We start from the raw sequence: 19,030 nt of genomic DNA, 5'->3' as shown, positions 1-19,030 counted from the left end.
CTAATGTTTAATTGGGTAATACTTCATCTTTCCCGTAGTTGGCGAATAACACAACTGAGATCCAGATTTTGGTCTTGGAGAAGAACCATCAGGTGATACATCAGGTCTGCCGCTTCATTCGTTAGCTCTTCTCTGTTATTAACCGTAGCCGCTAAAGCGGTTTCTACACCTTCTTCACCGACTTTCTGAGCGATTCGTTTGGTACCGCTGGCATATAATTTTGCGGTGTATGAGTGGTCAGGGTCTGCTGTTTTACGACCAGCCAACAATTTTTCAAGCTGGTAGAGAAACCCCCACTCAGTTTGTGCCGGAGCAAAGCAGCTGTTTGTACCAAAATGGCAGGTGGGGCCGTTCGGGTCAACGAGGGCTAACAGGGCATCATTGTCACAATCAGGATAGATATTGACCACATTAAGAAAATGGCCGGAGCTTTCACCTTTGGTCCACAGACGCTGTTTGCTACGGGAAAAGAAAGTGACTTTACCCGAATTGATAGTGGTATTAAGTGCTTCTTTGTTCATATAGCCCATCATGAGGACATCACCGGATACCGCATGTTGCACGATAACCGGCATCATATAAGCGACTTTTTCCCAATCCAGTTTTTCGATTTGTTGTTCGGTCAGCAAGTTCTTATCTCCACGTTTTGTTGTGCAAGGTACTGTTTCAATTCACCAATATTAATAATATGTTTATGGAATACTGATGCGGCTAGTGCGCCATCGATGTTTGCCTGTTTAAAGGCGTCAAGGAAGTGCTCTGGTGTCCCGGCGCCACCGGAGGCAATGAGAGGGACATGACAGACGTCGCGTACCTGTTTTAGTTGCGTCAGATCGTAGCCATTGCGGACACCATCCTGGTTCATCATATTCAGTACGATTTCACCCGCGCCACGGTGTTGTACTTCTTTTACCCAATCCAGGGTTTGCCATTGAGTCGCTGTTGTCCGTTTTTCATCCCCGGTAAATTGATAAACCTGATAGCAGCCAGTACTCTCATCAAACCAGCTATCAATTCCTGCGACGATGCATTGAACGCCATAGCGATCCGCTAAACGTGTAATTAAGGTTGGATCAGCAAGTGCAGGAGAGTTGATGGAGATTTTATCTGCCCCAAATGAGAGGATTTTCCCCGCATCTTCGACGGTTTTAATGCCACCAGCGACGCAGAAAGGGATATCAATCACCTCTGCTACTCTGGCTACCCAACTTTTATCTACTACTCGGCCATCACATGAGGCGGTAATATCGTAGAAAACCAGTTCGTCGGCACCTTCTTTTGCATAGCGTTGAGCCAGTGGAACAATATCGCCGATGATTTCGTGGTTACGAAACTGAACACCTTTAACCACTTGTCCATCACGAACATCAAGACAAGGAATTATGCGTTTTGCCAGCATTGAATTGCCTCCGTTAGTGTAAATTTCCCGTCGAGTAATGCACGACCAATAATAACTCCGGTTACACCGCTGGCAGGCAGAGAGGCGATATCATTTAACGTGCCAATACCACCTGAAGCCTGAAACGCAATTTGCGGATAGCATTGGCAAATTTCCCGATATAGTTCGATGTTCGAGCCATTCAGCGTACCATCGCGGGAGATGTCGGTACATAGGACATATTTCAGTCCCAAGGGCAGATATTGTTCAATAACCTGTTCCAGCGTGACAGCTGAATTCTCCTGCCAGCCATTGATAGCAACCTGTTTCATCCCTGCGTCATTGATGCGTATATCCAGTGCCAGCACAATGTTTTCTGCACCATAACGTTCAAACCATTGCATAACTAATGCCGGTTGCTTTATGGCGGTGGAGCCAATGACAACTCGGTTGGCACCGGCATCAAGCAATGTTTTTATATCTTCTTCTGTACGGATGCCGCCACCAATCTGAACAGGCACGGAAACAGCCGAAAGTAACTTGCGCAGTAAAGGAGTCTGGCGGGCTGATGGATCTTTAGCTCCAGTCAGATCGACCAGATGGAGTAGTTTTGCTCCCTGTTGAGCATATTGCTGAAAATGGGACAGAGGATCATATTGATAATCCCGCTGTTGATCATAATTTCCCTGATGTAACCTTACGACCTGACCATCAATCAAATCTAGTGCCGGTATAATCATTGCGCTTACATCTCCAGAAAATTCTTTAATAGCCTGGCTCCGGCGGCACCGGAACGTTCAGGGTGAAACTGCACACCAAAGAAGTTATCTTTGGCGATTGCACTGCTGAAAGTATTGCCATATTCAGTTTGAGTGATTGTGTATGTATTCACCGGGATCGCGTAACTATGGACAAAATAAAAATAGCTATTGTCTTTAATGCCGCGAAACAGAGGGTGCCCGGCTTTTGGCAGAACCTGATTCCAGCCCATATGAGGCAACGGAAGCCCATTGGTAGCCATTTTTTTGACCGGTGAGTCAATAAGCTCAAGCAGGGTGACATTATTACCTGTATCACCTGTGACATGATCGCCTTCTTCGCTGGTGGCAGCGAATAACTGCATACCAAGGCAAATACCTAACACCGGTTGGCTCAGTACTTTAATTAACGGGATAAGTTCCCGTTGTTTCAGTTGATCCATTGCTGCACTGGCCGTGCCGACGCCAGGCAGAAGTAATTTATCTGCGGCCAGGATCGTTGCTGGGTCCAGACTGATTTCAGGCTTATAACTTAATTTTTGGATAGCATAAGCGACTGATGACAGGTTAGCGCAGCCAGTATCAAGAATGACGACTTTCATCATAGGACCCCTTTGGAACTTGGCAATGTATCGCCTTCTATTCGAATCGCCTGACGCAGTGTCCGGCCAAAGACTTTGAACAGGCTTTCCGCTCTGTGATGATCATTGCTGCCTTTCGTTTCCAGGTGCAGTGTGCAGGCCATTGCATAAGAGAGTGAGCGGAAGAAATGCTCAACCATTTCGGTACTCAGATCACCCACTCGCTGGTATTTGAATTCAGCTTTATATTCAAGGTGGGGGCGACCAGAGATGTCCAGAGCACAGTGGGCAAGGCATTCATCCATTGGCAACACAAAACCGAAGCGGCAGATGCCCCGTTTGTCTCCCAGAGCCAGCTTTAACGCTTCGCCGAGAGCCAGACCGGTATCCTCAACAGTGTGGTGATCATCAATACAGAGGTCGCCTTTAACCTGGACATGCATACGGAAACCACCGTGGGTAGCAATCTGATCCAGCATATGGTCGAAGAATCCGACACCGGTATTGATTTTGTTGCCACCTTCACGATCGAGCCAAACGTCAATCTTGATGGAGGTCTCTTTTGTCACTCTCTGAACGTGAGCATGGCGATCTTTACGGGTTAGTTGTTCACTTATGGTTCGCCAGCCAAGGTTTTCCGGATGGTAACGTAACCCCTGAATTCCCATATTTTCAGCCAGTTGCAGATCTGTTTCCCGGTCACCAATAACATAGCTGTTAGTCGTATCCATCAAGCCTTCCGCCAGATATTTTTCCACCAATTTTATTTTTGGCTTACGGCAATTGCAGTTATCTTCTGGCTTGTGTGGGCAAATTAAAACTTCATCAAAGCGGATCCCTTGAGAACTAAAAATCTGCATCATCAGGTTGTGTGGTGGTTCAAACTGTTCCAATGGAAAGCTATTTGTACCAAGGCCATCCTGATTAGTGATCATAATCAGCCTGAAACCTGATTTTTGCAGGGCAAGCAAAGCAGGAATAACATCAGTTTCCAGTGCCAGTTTTTCCAGGCGATCAACCTGAAAATCGGTTAATGGCTCAGTGATCAGTGTGCCATCCCGGTCAATAAAAAGGAGTTTCTGGTTCATCAGCGTGCTGTTTCCTTTTGTTGTTCATTTTTAGTGGAAAGGGTGCTGATGGCTGCAACCACCTGCTCACACTCTTTACAGGTGCCTATGGTGATCCGCAGGCAGCCATCCAACCCGGGCTGTTTGCGCTGGTCGCGTAGGATAATGCCCTGATGCCATAATGTCCTGAAAACGGTTTCGGCATCATAGAACTTCACCAGTGTGTAGTTGGTTTCACTGGGGAATACTTTTTCAACGATGGTCAATTTATTCAGGGCTTGCTGCAAGTAGTCGCGGTTCTCCCTGATTTCTACGACCCGTTTTTGCATAACGGCGATACCTTCTGCTGTCAATGCCTGTGCTGCAATATTCGCAACAGGCGTGGAAAGCGGGTAAGGCGCAATGACTTTTAACAATAGAGTGATGATATCCACAGAGGCGAGAGTAAATCCACAGCGCAAACCCGCCAAAGCAAAAGCTTTCGAGAGGGTTCGCAAAACGACTAAATTCGGATAGTTTTTTAGCCAGCTTGCGATACTATTTTCCGGGCAGAACTCAATATAGGCTTCATCAATAGTGACAATTGCGCGATTGGCTGCCAGTTCCAGAACTTTACGCAGTGAATCAGGGGTAATCGAGTTCCCTGTTGGATTGTTAGGGCTACAGATATAGATAAGCTTTACCCGGTCGAGGTTATTTTCGATTGCTTCGATATCCAGTTGCCAATTTTTCAGTGCAGCAATTTTCTTTTGTTCGACACCGAAAGCTTCTGCGCTGACACTGTACATACCATAAGTCGGAGGGCAGAACAGCACTGCATCTTGTCCAGGTTCACAAAATACACGGATCAGCAGCTCAATGGATTCATCTGCACCCCGACAGGCCAGCACCTGCTCAGGTTGTAAACCGGCATAGGTTGCATAACGGCAGATTACTGATGCAGGCTGGCAGTCAGGATAACGGTTCAGTGTCTGCCCGGTGAGTTGGAAATCAGGGGCCAGTGGGTATTCATTGGCATTCAACCAAACATCGCCATTGCCACCGAGGCGACGAGCGGACATATAAGGTATTAATTTGCGGACATTTTCGCGTGCCAACAGATTGGCATCAAAAACGTTATTCATGTTTACTCCTTATCTGCAATATTCAGTGCAGCCACGCGTAAAGTGACGGCGTTTTTGTGAGCAGTCAATTGTTCTGCCTGCGCCAGTGTTTCAATGGTCTGAGATAAGTCCAGCAGCCCTTGCGGAGTGAGTTGCTGAATCGTCATACGCTTCAGGAAATCAGCCAGACCAAGGCTGGAATAAGTTGAGGTGTAGCCATAGGTTGGTAAGACGTGATTGGTTCCTGAGGCGTAATCTCCCGCCGATTCCGGCGACCAGTTACCAAGGAAAACCGAGCCGGCGCTGGTGATTGCTTCAACCAGTTGTTCTGGTTGACAAGTTTGAATAAGCAGGTGTTCAGGGCCATAGCGGTTACTGATTTCCACACACTGTTGCAGGTTTTTTGTCACAATAATGCGGCTGTGTTCCAGTGCCTTGGCGGCAATCTGTTGGCGGGAGAGCAGGGTAAGCTGTTTTTCGATTTCCGCTATAACTTTTTTGGCTAGATTCTCATTAGGAGTGACCAATATGACTTGTGAATCCGGGCCATGTTCTGCTTGTGAGAGTAAATCGGCGGCAGCAAATACAGGGTTTGCACTCTCATCAGCAATAATAAGCACTTCCGATGGTCCGGCAGGCATATCAATAGCGGCACCATCCATTCGCTGGCTAATTTGTCTTTTAGCTTCAGTGACATAAGTGTTACCAGGACCAAAAACTTTATCTATTTTGGGTATGGATTCTGTTCCGAATGCCATAGCGGCAATGGCCTGCGCTCCGCCAATCTGGAATATTTCCGTAATTCCGCACAGTTTGGCTGCATAGAGAATTTCATCGGCAATAGGTGGTGGGGAACAAAGCACCACTTTACGGCAACCCGCTATTTTGGCAGGCGTTCCGAGCATCAAAACGGTAGAAGGTAATGGCGCGGAACCTCCGGGGATATACAACCCGACAGAATCAATAGGTCGTGTTATTTGTCGGCAATGGACTCCAGGCTGAGTTTCCACTTTAATCTCTACAGGTTTCTGAGCTTCGTGGAAGACGCGGATATTATTCATTGCTTGCTGCATCGCCTGTTTAATTTCATTATTCAGGCGGTTCTCTGCGGCTTCTATCTCTTCCGGCGAGATACGGATATTTTTAATAGTGGTTTTGTCGAAACGTTGGCTGAGTTCCCGCAGAGTGTTATCACCATCCGCTTTGACTGCATTCAGAATTTGTTCCACTGTGCGGGAAATTTCTTCTGAAGCCGCAACAGCAGGGCGTGTCAGCAAAGCGCTTTGCTGTTCAGCATGACATTCCTGCCAACGAATCAAGGTTTCGAAACGGGTAGTCATCTTGTTTACTCCATCATTTTTTCAATCGGCAAAACTAAAATGGAACTGGCGCCAAGGGATTTAAGTTTTTCCATCGTTTCCCAAAACAGGGTTTCACTGCTCACCATATGCATAGCAACGCGGTTCTGATCACCCACTAGCGGTAGGATAGTTGGACGTTCTGCCCCCGGTAGCAGAGAAATCACTTCTTCGAGTTTTTCGCTTGGTGCATGCAACATGATGTACTTGGATTCACGGGCCTGAATCACGCCTTGAATGCGGGTCATTAACTTATCTATTAATTGCTGTTTTTCGGCGGGCATTTCGCCATCACGTTGGATCAGACAAGCTTTTGAACGGTAGATAACTTCCACTTCCCGCAGGCCATTTGCTTCCAGAGTTGCACCGGTTGAAACCAGATCACAGATGGCATCTGCCAAACCGGCCCGGGGCGCAACTTCTACTGAGCCATTTAGCAGACAGGATTTAAAGTGGATTTTTTTCTGATCAAGATAACGTTTTAGCAGGTGAGGGTAAGAGGTAGCGATACGGGCATTTTGCAGACATTCGACGCCGGTATAGTTGTAATCCAGAGGTGCTGCCAGTGAAAGACGACAAGTGCCGAAATCAAGACGGCGTAAAGTGAAATAACGTGGATCTTCTCCCTGAGCACGGCGATTTAGCAGCTCTTCTTCCAGCACATTTTCACCAATAATACCCAGATCAACGACGCCATCCATAACCAGCCCCGGGATATCGTCATCACGTACCCGCAGGATATCAATTGGCATATTCTCCGCGAATGCAATCAGGCGTTGTTGTTGCAGATTGATTTTAATCCCACAGCGGGCCAGTAACTCTCGTGAATCTTCGCTTAATCGGCCTGATTTTTGCATCGCTATACGTAAACGTGATTTATCTAACATTTTTATCCCTATTTAAAATTGGAAACATAAAAAAACCCCCGGAAGAATTCTTCCGAGGGTTTTGTATTGCATTCATGCCACCGGAAGACCCGCTAAACGTCTTCCAGCACACAACAGCCTGAAAGACTAATCAGGATGATGGTGATGATGATGGTTGAATTGAATGCGGATCATAATGGCTTCTCTTCTATATTGACTATTTCTGTTATTTACCATTTGCTGCCGGTTGCTTTGATTGGCGAACCCACAGTGATTAAATTTTTTGCTTGCTATTCAACCTATACGATTTGGCAGGCTAAAAGCAATCAATTTTTTTAGCGATAAATTTTTATTGTAATAATATCTTGTTTTTACTTGAGATATTGTTCTCTATAAGAAAAGTACAGGATTAATAATAACAGTGGCTTAATGTTCAGATTGTCAGCATAATCAAAGCAATATCAGGCATAAGAAGGGGTGATGATGAAAAAAATTTCCATTATCGGTCTGGGTTGGTTGGGGATGCCATTAGCCAAAGCATTGAGCCGTAGCGGTATGCAGGTTGTTGGCAGTAAAACGACGTCAGATGGTGTAGAAGCAGCGCGTATGTCTGGTATCGAATGTTATTTGTTACAACTGGAACCCCAAATTAATTGTGCGCTTGATGATTTGGAACAGTTGATGGTCGCTGATGTGCTGATTATCACTTTACCGGCAAGCCACACGGCGGGTGGTAGTCATAACTATGTTAAGGCGGTTCAGTTAATTGTCGATACTGCTCTATCATATTCTGTACCAAGGATTATTTTCACCAGTTCTACTTCCGTTTATGGTTTTATTGCCGGTAACCTGAATGAAGATGCTCCTTTTTGCCCTGAAACACCTTCAGCTCAGGCATTGGTTGAATTAGAGAATTGGTTGCACAAACTGCCAAATATTTCCGTTGATATTTTACGTTTGGCTGGGTTGGTGGGGAGTGGTCGTCATGCCGGGCGTTTTCTGGCGGGGAAAAAGGAAGTCAAAGGAGGGGGCCAGCCGGTAAATCTGGTTCATCAGGATGATGTTATTTCAGCCATTAGTCTGTTAGTTCAGCGGGCTGAGGGTGGTCATATTTTTAATTTATGTGCGCCTGTTCATCCAACTAAAGCTGAGTTTTACCCTAAAGCCAGCAATCAGCTTGATTTAATTCCACCTGAGTTTGTCAGAGAAGGAACTCAGGTGGGGAGCAGGATTGTTGATGGCAGCCGTATTTGTAAACAGTTAGGGTTTAAGTATCAATACCCAGATCCTAAATGGATGCCAATGAGCTGATTTTTATCAATTTAATTCAATCATGACAATTTCTTTGAACGCGGGTCTTGCTGCCATCTGCTGGTACCAGCGTTCAATATTTGGCAAAGATGGACGTTGGATGGGAATGTTAAGCCAAGGATAAATCATGGGTCCGAATGCAATATCAGCTATGCCAAATTTGTCTCCGGAAAGAAATTCCTGTTCTGCCAAGGTGTTATCTATCACTTTCATCAGTTTTGCGATTTCAGCCAGTGTTTGTTCTATCTGTTTTTGGTCTCGTTCGGCTTCAGGTGTGCGAATAACACCTAACACTAGCTGTTTAATACAGGGAAATAAATGTGAACCGGCCCAATCCATCCATTTATCTGCATTCGCTCTTTCTTGTAGATCTTGCGGATAAAGCAGATGTTCACCAAATTTCGCCGCAAGATAACGGACAATTGCGTTAGATTCCCACAGGATAAAATCACCTTCTTGTAAACAGGGAATTTGTCCATTTGGGTTCATTTTCAGATATTGCGGGTCATCCAGTTTGCCAAATTTACCGCCAACATCGATCTGGTTGTATGGCACATTCAGCTCTTTCAGGCACCAGAGCACTTTTTTTACATTGGAAGAGTTTTTACGGCCCCAAACGGTCAGCATGGCTTTCTCCTTGTATCAGGGTGATTAGATAGTCACTTAAATTAAAACCAATGGTAAGAACAATCTTTGCACTATTACATTGGTTTCTTGTCATACAACATCTTATATTAATCTTATATTAATAGAAATCTGACATTTTTCTTGTAAGTAAAAGGGAGAAGGGTGATGAAGAACAGTTTGGCTATGACGATGAAGTGTGTTACTGCGGTGCTGTCAGCTATATTAGTCGTAAATACCAGTGCTTATGCGTCGGATGAACCTGTCGTTCCTCCGGTGGAGGCTAAAGCTTATGTGTTGATGGATTATGCTAGCGGTAAAATTCTGGCTTCTGGTAATCCTGATGAGCGGCTTGATCCAGCCAGTTTGACAAAAATTATGACCAGCTATGTGGTCGGTCAGGCGATAAAAGCCGGAAAAATCACACAGGAAGATTTGGTTACGGTCGGAAAGGATGCCTGGGCAACGGGTAACCCGATACTGAAAGGTTCTTCTCTGATGTTTCTTAAACCCGGTGATAGGGTAAAAGTGATCGACCTGAATCGCGGTGTTGTTATTCAGTCTGGTAATGATGCCAGCATTGCTTTAGCTGATCATGTGGCAGGTAGTCAGGACGCATTTGTTAGTCTGATGAATAATTATGCAAAAGCACTTGGATTGACTAATACCCATTTTCGTACTGTTCATGGATTGGATGCTGAAGGTCAATTCAGTACCGCTCGTGATATGGCGATATTGAGTCAAGCCATGATCCATGATGTTCCTGATGAATACGCCCTTCATAAAGAGAAAGAGTTCACCTTTAATAACATTCGACAGCCTAATCGTAACCGATTGTTGTGGAATAAAAATATGAATGTGGATGGTGTGAAAACAGGCTATACCGGCGGTGCCGGTCATAATTTGGTTGCTTCAGCGACAGAGGGGCCAATGCGGCTTATTTCCGTTGTGCTGGGCGCACCAAGTGATCGGGTTCGTTTCGCTGAAAGCGAAAAATTACTCTTATGGGGATTTCGTTTTTATGAAACGGTGACACCAATTAAAGCCAGTGAACCGTTTGTTTCAGAAAAGGTTTGGTATGGTGATCGCTCAGATGTTGCTCTTGGTGTGGAAAAAGACGCAGCAATCACGATTCCCCGCGGTCAGTTGAAAAATCTGAAAGCCAGTTATACGTTGAACCAAACACCATTGGAAGCACCTTTGACAAAAAACCAGGTTGTCGGTGTTATTAATTTCCAATTAGGCGATAAAGTCATTGAGCAGCGACCTTTAGTTGTTAAAGACGCTGTTAATAAAGGGGGGTTTTTCAGCCGTATTTGGGATTTGATTGTCATGAAAGTTAGCGGTTGGTTTAATGCTATTTTTGGTTGATTTAACTTAAATATGTGATTTGTACGGGAAGATGAGTTCGATTGTCAACATGCAGCAGATATATTCTTCCTGGCTCAGGGCGCGGCATTTTTGCCGCGCACGTTTTACATTTATTTGTCTTTTTCCAGAGAACAATACCCGCTGCTTTTTACGGCAGAACCGTTATACCGGCCTTTGAATAATAAAACGCCGCTAGGTTTATCTTTCCAGTAAGCCCATAATTCGACTTCAGTTTTAACATGATGACCAATATTCTGATATCGAATATGCGTCGGTGATAAACCGCGATAATCGTGGGTTGATGTTCCTTCATATCTGAGTTCATAACTATCAGCAAATTCAGTCAAATCGCCACTTCTAAATAGAATACATGTCGCTACATCATGGAGCTCTACCCATCCATTAAGCGGTTTATTTTCACCTTCAGTATCTTTTTCAAAGACCGTGACATTTTTGCCAGTTTCAGTTTTACCAAATACACGCAGTTTCCCAGCTTCAAGAGGGCGCAATAGTGATATTGAATTTCTCTGTGGATCTATAATCAAGCCGCCATATTCAACTCCATTGACACTGGCTGTGTAATTGGAAAAACGACTAACATTGCCTCCTTCGAAAATGACCAGTGGTTCATGAGGATTTGAAGTATCAAGTTCACCAGCAAAAGGTCGAACGGCGTCACCATCAGAAAAAATTTTCTCACTTTCTCCGGTGCCAATAGCACCATATATTTCTATTTTACTGTTCCATGCGACTTCATCTTTTTCTAAGGGAACAATAATAATATTCTCAGAAACTAATATCGGTGGGGATTGGTGAGTAATTCCTTCAAAAATGACGTCGTAAACATCAAAAAATTCAACACTGCCCTCAACGAATTTGACGGCTCTGTGCCATACTCCATCATAGAAATGATCTGTTGCATAACCTGAAGATGGTTTTTTGATGCGTTGATTTTCTTTTGACATGTAATCACCTATTATTATAAAGGGTAATAAATAAAAGGAAAATAGATATTCATGCACTAAAAATAGTAGTAAGCGTTATTGATGTTTGTCAAGAGAACAGCTTTAAATTATTTTTTTATTATTTTATAGATAGTGTTAGATGTGAAATTAATTATTAATAAATTAAAACATCTGAGTTGTAAAATATAGCTAATAAAATTACTTTAATGTACTGTTGTTAACGTTATTAAATATATGGTGAATAAATATATTGGAATTAGTTTTTGATCTGTTATCGTTTTTATCTTATATAATATTTAGATTAAATGAATGTTGAGCTAAGAATTAAAATTAGTATTGTTGAAAATAAATAATTATTTATTGCGATTAATTTTAAGAAATAAAACAGGCGGAACCTTGAAATTCAGGTTCTGCCTGGAGAAAGGAGTATCTGGTAACAAGCTTATTTTGGCTTTGAATAAATATAAATCTTATTCTACCAAAGAAATACTGCGCCAAATCTTGTTGTAACAATGTAGTATTTGGCGCAGCCACCTGGCAGTTTATAACTTTATATTAAGATATTAAGCCAGTAATGTTGCATTGTAGATATAATTGTAGCCACCAGGAGAAACAACTGATGAAGAGGTTATATTTACACGTTTGTTATTGCTGCAAGCGTTCAGAAGAAGATGGTACAGTGCTGCGCCTTTGTAGTCTTGAGCATTCCACCATAAGATGTAGTTAAATTTACCGTTAGGGAATTGCATAGTTACAGTAATCTGCAATTGGTTTTGATCTGGTGCTGCTTGAACTGAAGTTACGGTACCAACAGCGAAATAGTAATTAGGAGCTTGTTCAGCTTTATTTTCTGTTGCCATTTCACCAGTTGCAGAAGGATGTGCAAAGTTCATTGTATTAATCCTATATTTAATGTAGTTGAAAAATAAATTCTTATTACTCAAATGTACAGACCAATAATTTGGCCGCCGAAGAAATATAAGGTAATTGGTAATTGTAATCTATATTAAAAGTTTATCCGTGTTATATAATTATTGATGCTGTTAAAATGTCACCATTAATATATTTCCTCTAAAGGGTTAGAGTTATAATAATCAAAGGCATAACGATAATCAAAAAATAATATTGATATTTATTTATTTCTTTCTTTCTCTTCGAAAGGATAAAATTAACAATTCATTTAGATATGATGCTATTGGTATAGGATATTATTGTTAATAAATTATGTGTGTGGGAAATAATCTGATGAATATATAATTGTAAAATTTGAAATTAATTCATGGGGATATGTTTTTGTTTTAATAGTATTAATACATATTGTTTTTGTTAATAATCACAATATAAAAATATTGTTTTATAGTTATATTTTGCAATGAAATATTAACGTGCATAAAAATGAAAATATTATTCTATGTTGTTTTCGAAGCTTGAGTTGATGATATGTATTATTTTATAGGTGATTTTTAACGGATATTGTCTTGTTGGGAAATTAAAGTTTGAGTGATTGTTATTTCTAATATTCTATTCGGTAAATATATAGTCAGGTGAATTAATCTTAATTTTTTGATAAGTTGTTTTTATAAATTTCTATTTCTCTATTAAATGGCACTATACCCAATAGATTTCAAGTTGCAGCGCGGCGGCAAGTGAACGCATCCCCAGGAGCATAGAAAACTATGTGACTGGGGTAAGTGAACGCAGCCAACAAAGCAGCAACTTGAAAGATGAAGGGTATAAATGTAATAATGGCAGGCAGAACGTTGATATTACGTTCTGCCTTAAGTTTGATAGAATGCGCCTTTGTAAAATCGGCATTATTCTACCTGAAAAATGTTGTGCCAAATATCCTATTGCAACAGTATTGTATTTTGCAATTCATTAAATCGCTTTAATCAGATCGATTTTCTATTAGGAATTATTATTTAGCCCAAACATTTAACAACAAGTGATTATTTTACATAGAGATTTCTACGCAATTAATATAATCGCAGCCGAGAGGTCCGATTTTTCCTACAGTTCCTATCTTCACATCTTTCTTAGCGCAAAGAGCTTCCATAAGAACTTTATAAATAGCCATGCCTCTATTATCCATAAGATTCCATTTCAACAGCATTTCTTCAGATACGCCATCATGGAGTAATACTGTTACCATAACTTGCATAGCTTTGTCTGGCATAACTCTCATGCAAATGATTTTACAGCTACGTAAGAGCATATCGTCTACCATATCTTTCTCTTTAATTAAAGAAGGATGCATGTCGTTAATCATAATATAAACTCCAAAATATAATCTAATTGATAAATTAACTTATATTGTCCCAAGGTAAAGAATAGAAAAATATTCTCTTGAGAAATATAAGGTGGTTGGTACTTCTACTATAAAAGCAATCTACATAAGAAATTTTTTTAGCACTAAAAATATAGGACAGTTAATGGTTTTAATTGGCATATAACATTTTGTCTAACACATATAACTATAGGTGCCATTTAGATGTTGTCAAATAAATTTTAAAAAATAATGTAATCACCTGATATATGGAATTATTTTATTAAAAAATAGAAAATAAATTGTCAATGTGAGAAATATAAGATAATTATAATTTTATATATTGTGTATAATTAGATGAAATTAAAATATTATTGGCAATGTATTTGTTTTTGAATTATTAGTTTGACAATTAAAAATATAGATTATATTTCTAATGATAATAAATAGGGTTGCTTTATTTGTTTGAAATTTATATAAATATTAATGCGAATGAGATGCTGTATATGTTTCTCACAAAAAATCTTTTTCTTTGTGAATTGTTCATCTATTCTTTAAAAAACTAATTAACGCAGAAAATAGAGATATGGTTAACTATTTCAATACAGAGCAGGAGGTTGTAAATTGAAATGATAATATAGTTAACCCTTTGTTAGTAAAATAATTATCGTTTTTTTAATGGGTGTATGTGCCCACTATTTTGTGATGAAAAGGTGGTTATATGTCATATCTTGATCCGATGGAGCTTTCTATCCGCTTCGGAAATCGTAATAATTTAGGCGCTGATAAGCGATGGACAGACAAACCCGATCCTCTTCGTACTCTTAATCAAGAGCAATTTACTTACATTTATGAGGATAGTCTGCACTTTCTTTACGGTCGATATAGATTCAATTCAAGTAATGGACACGACAATATTTTGACGGATATGCAGGTGTCGAAAATCAAGACGGGAAAATATATTGATCAGTATGGTCACGATGAACAGTATGAGATTATTGGTCTCCTTGGTGGCATGGGAACGTTTCCTTTGCATTCAATATTTGGTACGTTCAGAACAGAAGAAATAGATCTGGTTAGTTACTATTTTTATATAGCATATGTATTGACGGGGAGTTATTCAGTTCAAAATCGTTATTTTTACCAAGGTTATCCAATGGGGCCCAATAAAGATGAGGGGTTGGATTATCTTCTTTCATGGAATGCGGTTGATATCATTCCACCACCGCATAAACCTGGTTTACCGCGATATTTCCCTTTGATTAATGGTTATATTCTCTTCCCTTCAGCGACTGAGGCCGTGGTCATCTCGAATATTCCCACTGGCGCCAAGTTTATCCGTTTGGAGGAAACCGGAAATAGATTTCCTTTTACTGGAGAAATTGTCACTAGAACGCCTTATATCTTAACAGATAAGTTGCGGCAACAATGGGAAGAGGAGGAACAGCAAGGGGTACCGATAGAGGAGCGCGGACATTTCGACGAAGACGACCTGTGGCAATATGACGAGCAGCAAGGGGATTGGGTGAAGTGGGCAGTGTAGTTTAAATTTTTCTGCTTACTGACTCAGGTGTTTTGATACTGAGAATCAGCAGGTTGCTGCCCGTAGAAGAGGGCAGCAACCTGGCGTTGGTTATGCAAATAGCGAGTAAAGGACGGCGGAGATAGCAACCAGCCCCAGGAAGACGACAAATACGTTACTCAGTTTGCCGCTATATTTGCGCATAGCAGGTACTTTACGGATTGCATACATTGGCATAATGAACAGCAGCATTGCGATAATCGGACCACCCAATCTTTCGATCATTTCCAGGATACTTGGGTTCAGGGTAGCGACTATCCATGTGGTCACTAACATGAAAATGGATGTGATACGATTCAGCTTTTTAGGCTCAATGGTTTTGCCCTGGTCGCGAAGTGTCTTAACAACCATACCGTTAAAACCTTCACGAGCCCCCAAATAATGGCCAAGGAAAGATTTAGTAATTGCGATAAATGCAATAAACGGGGCAATGTAGGCAATCACTGGTGTATTAAAGTGGTTAGCCAGATAAGACAGAATAGAAATATTTTGTGCTTTGGCTTCTGCCAGGTTCTCTGAAGACAGACTCAATACGCAACTGAATACGAAGAACATGACGGTTATAACCATCATGATGTGAGCGTATGCCAGAATGCGGGAACATTTTTTCTCAGCGTTCTCACCATACTCTTCACGTTTTGCTACCGCGAACGCAGAGATGATTGGTGAGTGGTTAAAGGAGAACACCATGACTGGAATCGCCAGCCACAGAGTAATCAGTAGTCCATGGCTTGCACCCGCAGCAGAAACGGTGATGTTTTCGAAGATAGCGGTGTTCCAGTTAGGAATTAAGTAAAACGCCAGTAACATCAAAACTGCAACAAATGGGAATACCAGTACGCTCATCGCCTTAACGATAGCTTGTTCACCGAAACGAACGATGCTCATTATACCGACAATCAAGATCAGAGCCAGCAGGGCACGAGGTGGAGAGGGCAGGTGTAATTGATGAACAATAAAGCTGTCTACGGTGTTGGTAATAGCAACGCTGTAAACCAGCAGAATCGGATAGATAGCGAAGAAGTAGAGCAGGGTGATCAGTTTACCTGCCAGGTTGCCAAAGTGCTCTTCTACCACTTCGGTAATATCTTCACCTGGATTCTTGCCGGACAGAACGAAACGGCACATTCCGCGGTGAGCAAAGAATGTCATTGGGAAAGCCAGCAGTGCCATCACCAGCAGGGGCAGCAGACCACCAATACCTGCGTTGATGGGTAGAAACAGCACACCAGCACCAATCGCGGTACCATATAAGCCAAGCATCCATACTGTATCTGATTTACGCCAGGTTTTATAATCGCTTGGGCTGGTAGCCGGGGAAGCGATCGTACCTGTTTGAGTCATATCCATAGTTATCTCCGAGAATAACGCGGTAAATTAAAAAACAAAACTACAATGCCGCATGCATGTAAATGCGTGTGGTCTAACTCTTTCTTTATAAGTATAAATTCTTTAAATATCTCTGGTTTTTATTACCACATTAACATCTTGGTCGAAAATTAGACTTTAAATTAGTCAGCCAAAATTTTCGCTTTACTTTCTCTTTTGAAAGAAAGCTTGGGAATTTTAAAGCTAAAATTTTGATTTCGGCAAGATAGCGATTTTTAGTGAATAGTACCGTGATCATCGTCTCAAATGCGTAATATATCCCGAAAAGTCATCATGTTACGAAATTTAGTGTAATTGTTACCTGAATATTGTCAATTTTAATAAGGTTAAATTATAACCTCAATTTATCTATTACTCAACTCTCATTATTCTCTTATGTTTTTGCTATTTCCTATCTTGTGTTTACATATTAATGAATGCAAGCGATAAATAGAAGTAAGAGTTAATAAATTGATAAATATCAATTTGTTACCAGATATGAAAATATGTATATCTTTGTGCGATGTTTGTATCTTTGTGAAAAATATATATAAAATAAGAATATCAAATTGATAGCATCAATAATATGCATGAAATATGTACTATTTATTCTTTGATTAGGTTTTAATAATCTCTTTCGTTATATATTTATTTGCATAGTGATTTGTACAGGTTTTCTTGATTTATGAAAAGAGTTGAGCTGAATTGAAAGGCAAATAAATGTTAAATAGGATGTGGGATATTATCCTGTTGTTTAACTAATGTTCATCTTTTGCGTGTGAAATTACCCAGCAATTTCTAATAAAAAGATCTTGATTAAGACGGAGTTTGCTTATCTGAGATGATTAAGTTGCATGTATATTGTCTGTTAAAAACAGCGTGCTGGCATAAATACCCGCACTTTTGTGAGTCCGGATTATTGGCAGTATGTTGCTAGCTTTTTATCCAACCTTTCCGGATAGGAAAAGAGCAGCAGCGCTGATACAGGTTGTGTAATCTTTTTTGCAAATTTTCGCCGAACAGAGTCCATACCATTTGTGTAAAAGCACAGCCCATTAGGCTGACGAGAAATGCCCCGACCATATCCATCGGCCAATGAACGCCTAAATAGACTCTGGTCCATGCGATAACCAGTGCGGTTGCCATCAAACACAAACCGGGTAAGATTCTGTGCCAGAACAGGAAGGATAAAGCGAAAGTGAAGACAGTGGTTCCATGATTACTTGGGAATGAGGTTGTTGGCGCGTGGGGAAGAAAATTGTAACCAAAACCTTCGACGAAAGGGCGGTCGTGAGGGCAGAGTAAACCGATACAGAATGAGGCTAGTATAGCAAAACAGAAAGCCATGGCGGTTTTACTGACGATAATCCGATGACGGGGAAGAGCGCGTTCTGAACCCCAAAACCAGAAACCAGCCAATATCAGAGGGAAAATAAGAACCAGGTATTTCGCAATGAAAATAGCCATCGCAATCATGACAGGTGACGATTCAGGCGTAGCATTGAAAAAAGTAAACAGATTGTGGTTTATTTGCTCTAACAAATCAGACCTCACATTAATGGTCATTTATTTTGTACATCACGACAGCTGGACGTAAGAGGGTAAAATTGCTTGGCTTGTGAGTAAAGAATAATTGTTTTGATTATGTATGTTATTTATTTTTGGTTTATATTTCCATCAAGAAAATATCTGGGGGTAATGAGGGTGAAAAATGAACAACTCATTGATGTATATAATAGTATTCTCTGGTTTAGCCCTGTGGTAGTACTCATATCTGATAGCTTGAGCGTCAGTAGAATCGGTGATGTGTTGATGAACGTCATACTCTTCAGGCAATAAAAAAACCCGATAGTCTTGAACCAAAATGGATGAACTATCGGGTTCCTCAATATTGGGATATCAAAGAAAAGCAGTGGCATTAAGTCAGACTACGATTTAGCAAGAAAGTTCTTCGTGATTAAGAAAAAAATGCAGATTTTTTTTCGATTTGATGAAAATAACATTTTTTGCACAAATCAACCTAGTCAACAATTATAAATAACCACCCGCTATTTTTACAGTAACAAAGTAGAGCGTGCGGTTTGTTTATTGCAACAGTTGGTGTTCTTTTACATACGCTTCGAAATCTGTGCAGCCACCGATATGTTTTTCATCAACGAAAATCTGTGGAACAGTTTCTACGGGCTTGCCAACTGTTTTTTCCAGATCAGCTTTAGTGATGCCTTCTGCGTGAATATCAACATAACGGAAGTCAAAGTCATCACGCTGTTCTTTCAGTCGTTCAGCCAACTCTTTCGCGCGGACACAGTACGGGCAGCCAGGACGGCCGAAAATCACAGTAAACATATAAACTCCTCTTGGTTATCTTAAAATAGTACGATTTGCTGTATTGCTCATGTTCATTTGCCGCTACTATGCCTGTATAGATCGGC

18 protein-coding genes and 1 other annotated feature are annotated in these 19,030 nt (G+C 41.1%); of the genes, 3 read left to right on the top strand and 15 right to left on the bottom strand.

Annotation, left to right across the window (positions count from 1 at the left end; all coding sequences use genetic code 11):
• Window positions 1-23 precede the first annotated feature (23 nt).
• From hisIE to hisG, 8 genes are read right to left on the bottom strand one after another with little or no spacing between them, the layout of a single operon-like run.
• Window positions 24-629: a bifunctional phosphoribosyl-AMP cyclohydrolase/phosphoribosyl-ATP diphosphatase HisIE gene (gene hisIE, locus LGZ99_RS03485; RefSeq protein ID WP_036837446.1), complete on the bottom strand. Its 606-nt coding sequence runs from the start codon at window positions 627-629 to the stop codon at window positions 24-26.
• Complete coding sequence (gene hisF / locus LGZ99_RS03480; protein ID WP_021326355.1) at window positions 623-1,399, bottom strand: imidazole glycerol phosphate synthase subunit HisF; 777 nt, start codon at window positions 1,397-1,399, stop codon at window positions 623-625. Before hisF ends, hisIE begins: the two co-directional genes overlap by 7 nt.
• Window positions 1,381-2,118: a 1-(5-phosphoribosyl)-5-[(5-phosphoribosylamino)methylideneamino]imidazole-4-carboxamide isomerase gene (gene hisA, locus LGZ99_RS03475; protein WP_021326356.1), complete on the bottom strand. Its 738-nt coding sequence runs from the start codon at window positions 2,116-2,118 to the stop codon at window positions 1,381-1,383. The genes hisF and hisA overlap by 19 nt, the downstream gene beginning before the upstream one ends.
• A 5-nt stretch (window positions 2,119-2,123) precedes the next feature.
• Window positions 2,124-2,738: an imidazole glycerol phosphate synthase subunit HisH gene (gene hisH, locus LGZ99_RS03470; RefSeq protein ID WP_021326357.1), complete on the bottom strand. Its 615-nt coding sequence runs from the start codon at window positions 2,736-2,738 to the stop codon at window positions 2,124-2,126.
• Window positions 2,738-3,805, bottom strand: a complete 1,068-nt coding sequence (hisB, locus tag LGZ99_RS03465; RefSeq protein WP_036837447.1) for a bifunctional histidinol-phosphatase/imidazoleglycerol-phosphate dehydratase HisB — start codon at window positions 3,803-3,805, stop codon at window positions 2,738-2,740. Before hisB ends, hisH begins: the two co-directional genes overlap by 1 nt.
• Window positions 3,805-4,908: a histidinol-phosphate transaminase gene (gene hisC / locus LGZ99_RS03460; protein WP_036837448.1), complete on the bottom strand. Its 1,104-nt coding sequence runs from the start codon at window positions 4,906-4,908 to the stop codon at window positions 3,805-3,807. The genes hisB and hisC overlap by 1 nt, the downstream gene beginning before the upstream one ends.
• Window positions 4,909-4,910: 2 nt before the next feature.
• Window positions 4,911-6,227, bottom strand: coding sequence for a histidinol dehydrogenase (hisD, locus tag LGZ99_RS03455; RefSeq protein ID WP_023045901.1), 1,317 nt, complete (start codon window positions 6,225-6,227; stop codon window positions 4,911-4,913).
• Window positions 6,228-6,232: 5 nt separating this feature from the next.
• Window positions 6,233-7,132, bottom strand: coding sequence for an ATP phosphoribosyltransferase (gene hisG / locus LGZ99_RS03450; RefSeq protein WP_036837449.1), 900 nt, complete (start codon window positions 7,130-7,132; stop codon window positions 6,233-6,235).
• A gap of 26 nt (window positions 7,133-7,158) precedes the next feature.
• Window positions 7,159-7,283 (bottom strand) — a sequence feature (His leader region).
• A 311-nt stretch (window positions 7,284-7,594) separates the two neighbouring features.
• On the opposite strand from hisG, the gene LGZ99_RS03445 reads away from it, so the two are divergent.
• Window positions 7,595-8,422, top strand: a complete 828-nt coding sequence (locus tag LGZ99_RS03445) for an SDR family oxidoreductase (protein ID WP_036837450.1) — start codon at window positions 7,595-7,597, stop codon at window positions 8,420-8,422.
• A 6-nt stretch (window positions 8,423-8,428) separates the two neighbouring features.
• On the opposite strand, the gene LGZ99_RS03440 is transcribed toward LGZ99_RS03445, so the two are convergent.
• Complete coding sequence (locus tag LGZ99_RS03440; RefSeq protein WP_036837451.1) at window positions 8,429-9,049, bottom strand: glutathione S-transferase family protein; 621 nt, start codon at window positions 9,047-9,049, stop codon at window positions 8,429-8,431.
• A gap of 165 nt (window positions 9,050-9,214) precedes the next feature.
• Here LGZ99_RS03440 and LGZ99_RS03435 point away from each other — a divergent pair, with 165 nt between their 5' ends.
• The gene (locus tag LGZ99_RS03435; RefSeq protein ID WP_051769204.1) at window positions 9,215-10,417 is read left to right on the top strand and encodes a serine hydrolase; all 1,203 of its coding nucleotides are present in this window, start codon (window positions 9,215-9,217) and stop codon (window positions 10,415-10,417) included.
• Between the two features lie 110 nt (window positions 10,418-10,527).
• Here the strand turns inward: LGZ99_RS03435 and LGZ99_RS03430 are convergent, their stop codons facing one another.
• The 3 genes from LGZ99_RS03430 to LGZ99_RS03420 form a co-directional block, all read right to left on the bottom strand.
• Window positions 10,528-11,382: a hypothetical protein gene (locus LGZ99_RS03430; protein WP_021325237.1), complete on the bottom strand. Its 855-nt coding sequence runs from the start codon at window positions 11,380-11,382 to the stop codon at window positions 10,528-10,530.
• A gap of 563 nt (window positions 11,383-11,945) precedes the next feature.
• Complete coding sequence (locus LGZ99_RS03425) at window positions 11,946-12,275, bottom strand: hypothetical protein (protein ID WP_021325236.1); 330 nt, start codon at window positions 12,273-12,275, stop codon at window positions 11,946-11,948.
• Window positions 12,276-13,336: 1,061 nt separating this feature from the next.
• The gene (locus LGZ99_RS03420) at window positions 13,337-13,651 is read right to left on the bottom strand and encodes a hypothetical protein (protein ID WP_021325235.1); all 315 of its coding nucleotides are present in this window, start codon (window positions 13,649-13,651) and stop codon (window positions 13,337-13,339) included.
• Between the two features lie 718 nt (window positions 13,652-14,369).
• Between LGZ99_RS03420 and LGZ99_RS03415 the strand changes: the two genes are divergently transcribed.
• Window positions 14,370-15,191, top strand: a complete 822-nt coding sequence (locus LGZ99_RS03415) for a hypothetical protein (RefSeq protein WP_021325234.1) — start codon at window positions 14,370-14,372, stop codon at window positions 15,189-15,191.
• A 90-nt stretch (window positions 15,192-15,281) separates the two neighbouring features.
• Here the strand turns inward: LGZ99_RS03415 and LGZ99_RS03410 are convergent, their stop codons facing one another.
• From LGZ99_RS03410 to LGZ99_RS03400, 3 genes are all read right to left on the bottom strand, one after another.
• The gene (locus LGZ99_RS03410) at window positions 15,282-16,580 is read right to left on the bottom strand and encodes an HAAAP family serine/threonine permease (protein WP_023045554.1); all 1,299 of its coding nucleotides are present in this window, start codon (window positions 16,578-16,580) and stop codon (window positions 15,282-15,284) included.
• A gap of 951 nt (window positions 16,581-17,531) precedes the next feature.
• On the bottom strand, window positions 17,532-18,164 hold the full coding sequence (gene ybjG / locus LGZ99_RS03405) for an undecaprenyl-diphosphate phosphatase (protein WP_021325233.1): 633 nt from the start codon (window positions 18,162-18,164) through the stop codon (window positions 17,532-17,534).
• A gap of 519 nt (window positions 18,165-18,683) precedes the next feature.
• Entirely contained in the window at window positions 18,684-18,944 is a 261-nt protein-coding gene (locus LGZ99_RS03400; RefSeq protein WP_011145878.1) for a GrxA family glutaredoxin, read from the bottom strand.
• Window positions 18,945-19,030: the final 86 nt, after the last annotated feature.

Origin of the sequence: Photorhabdus temperata, from assembly GCF_025384845.1 — a bacterium.
In the GTDB taxonomy this organism is placed as follows: Bacteria; Pseudomonadota; Gammaproteobacteria; order Enterobacterales; family Enterobacteriaceae; genus Photorhabdus; species Photorhabdus temperata.
Note: the sequence above shows the minus strand (reverse complement) of the source record. Positions and strands in the feature narration are given on the sequence as shown.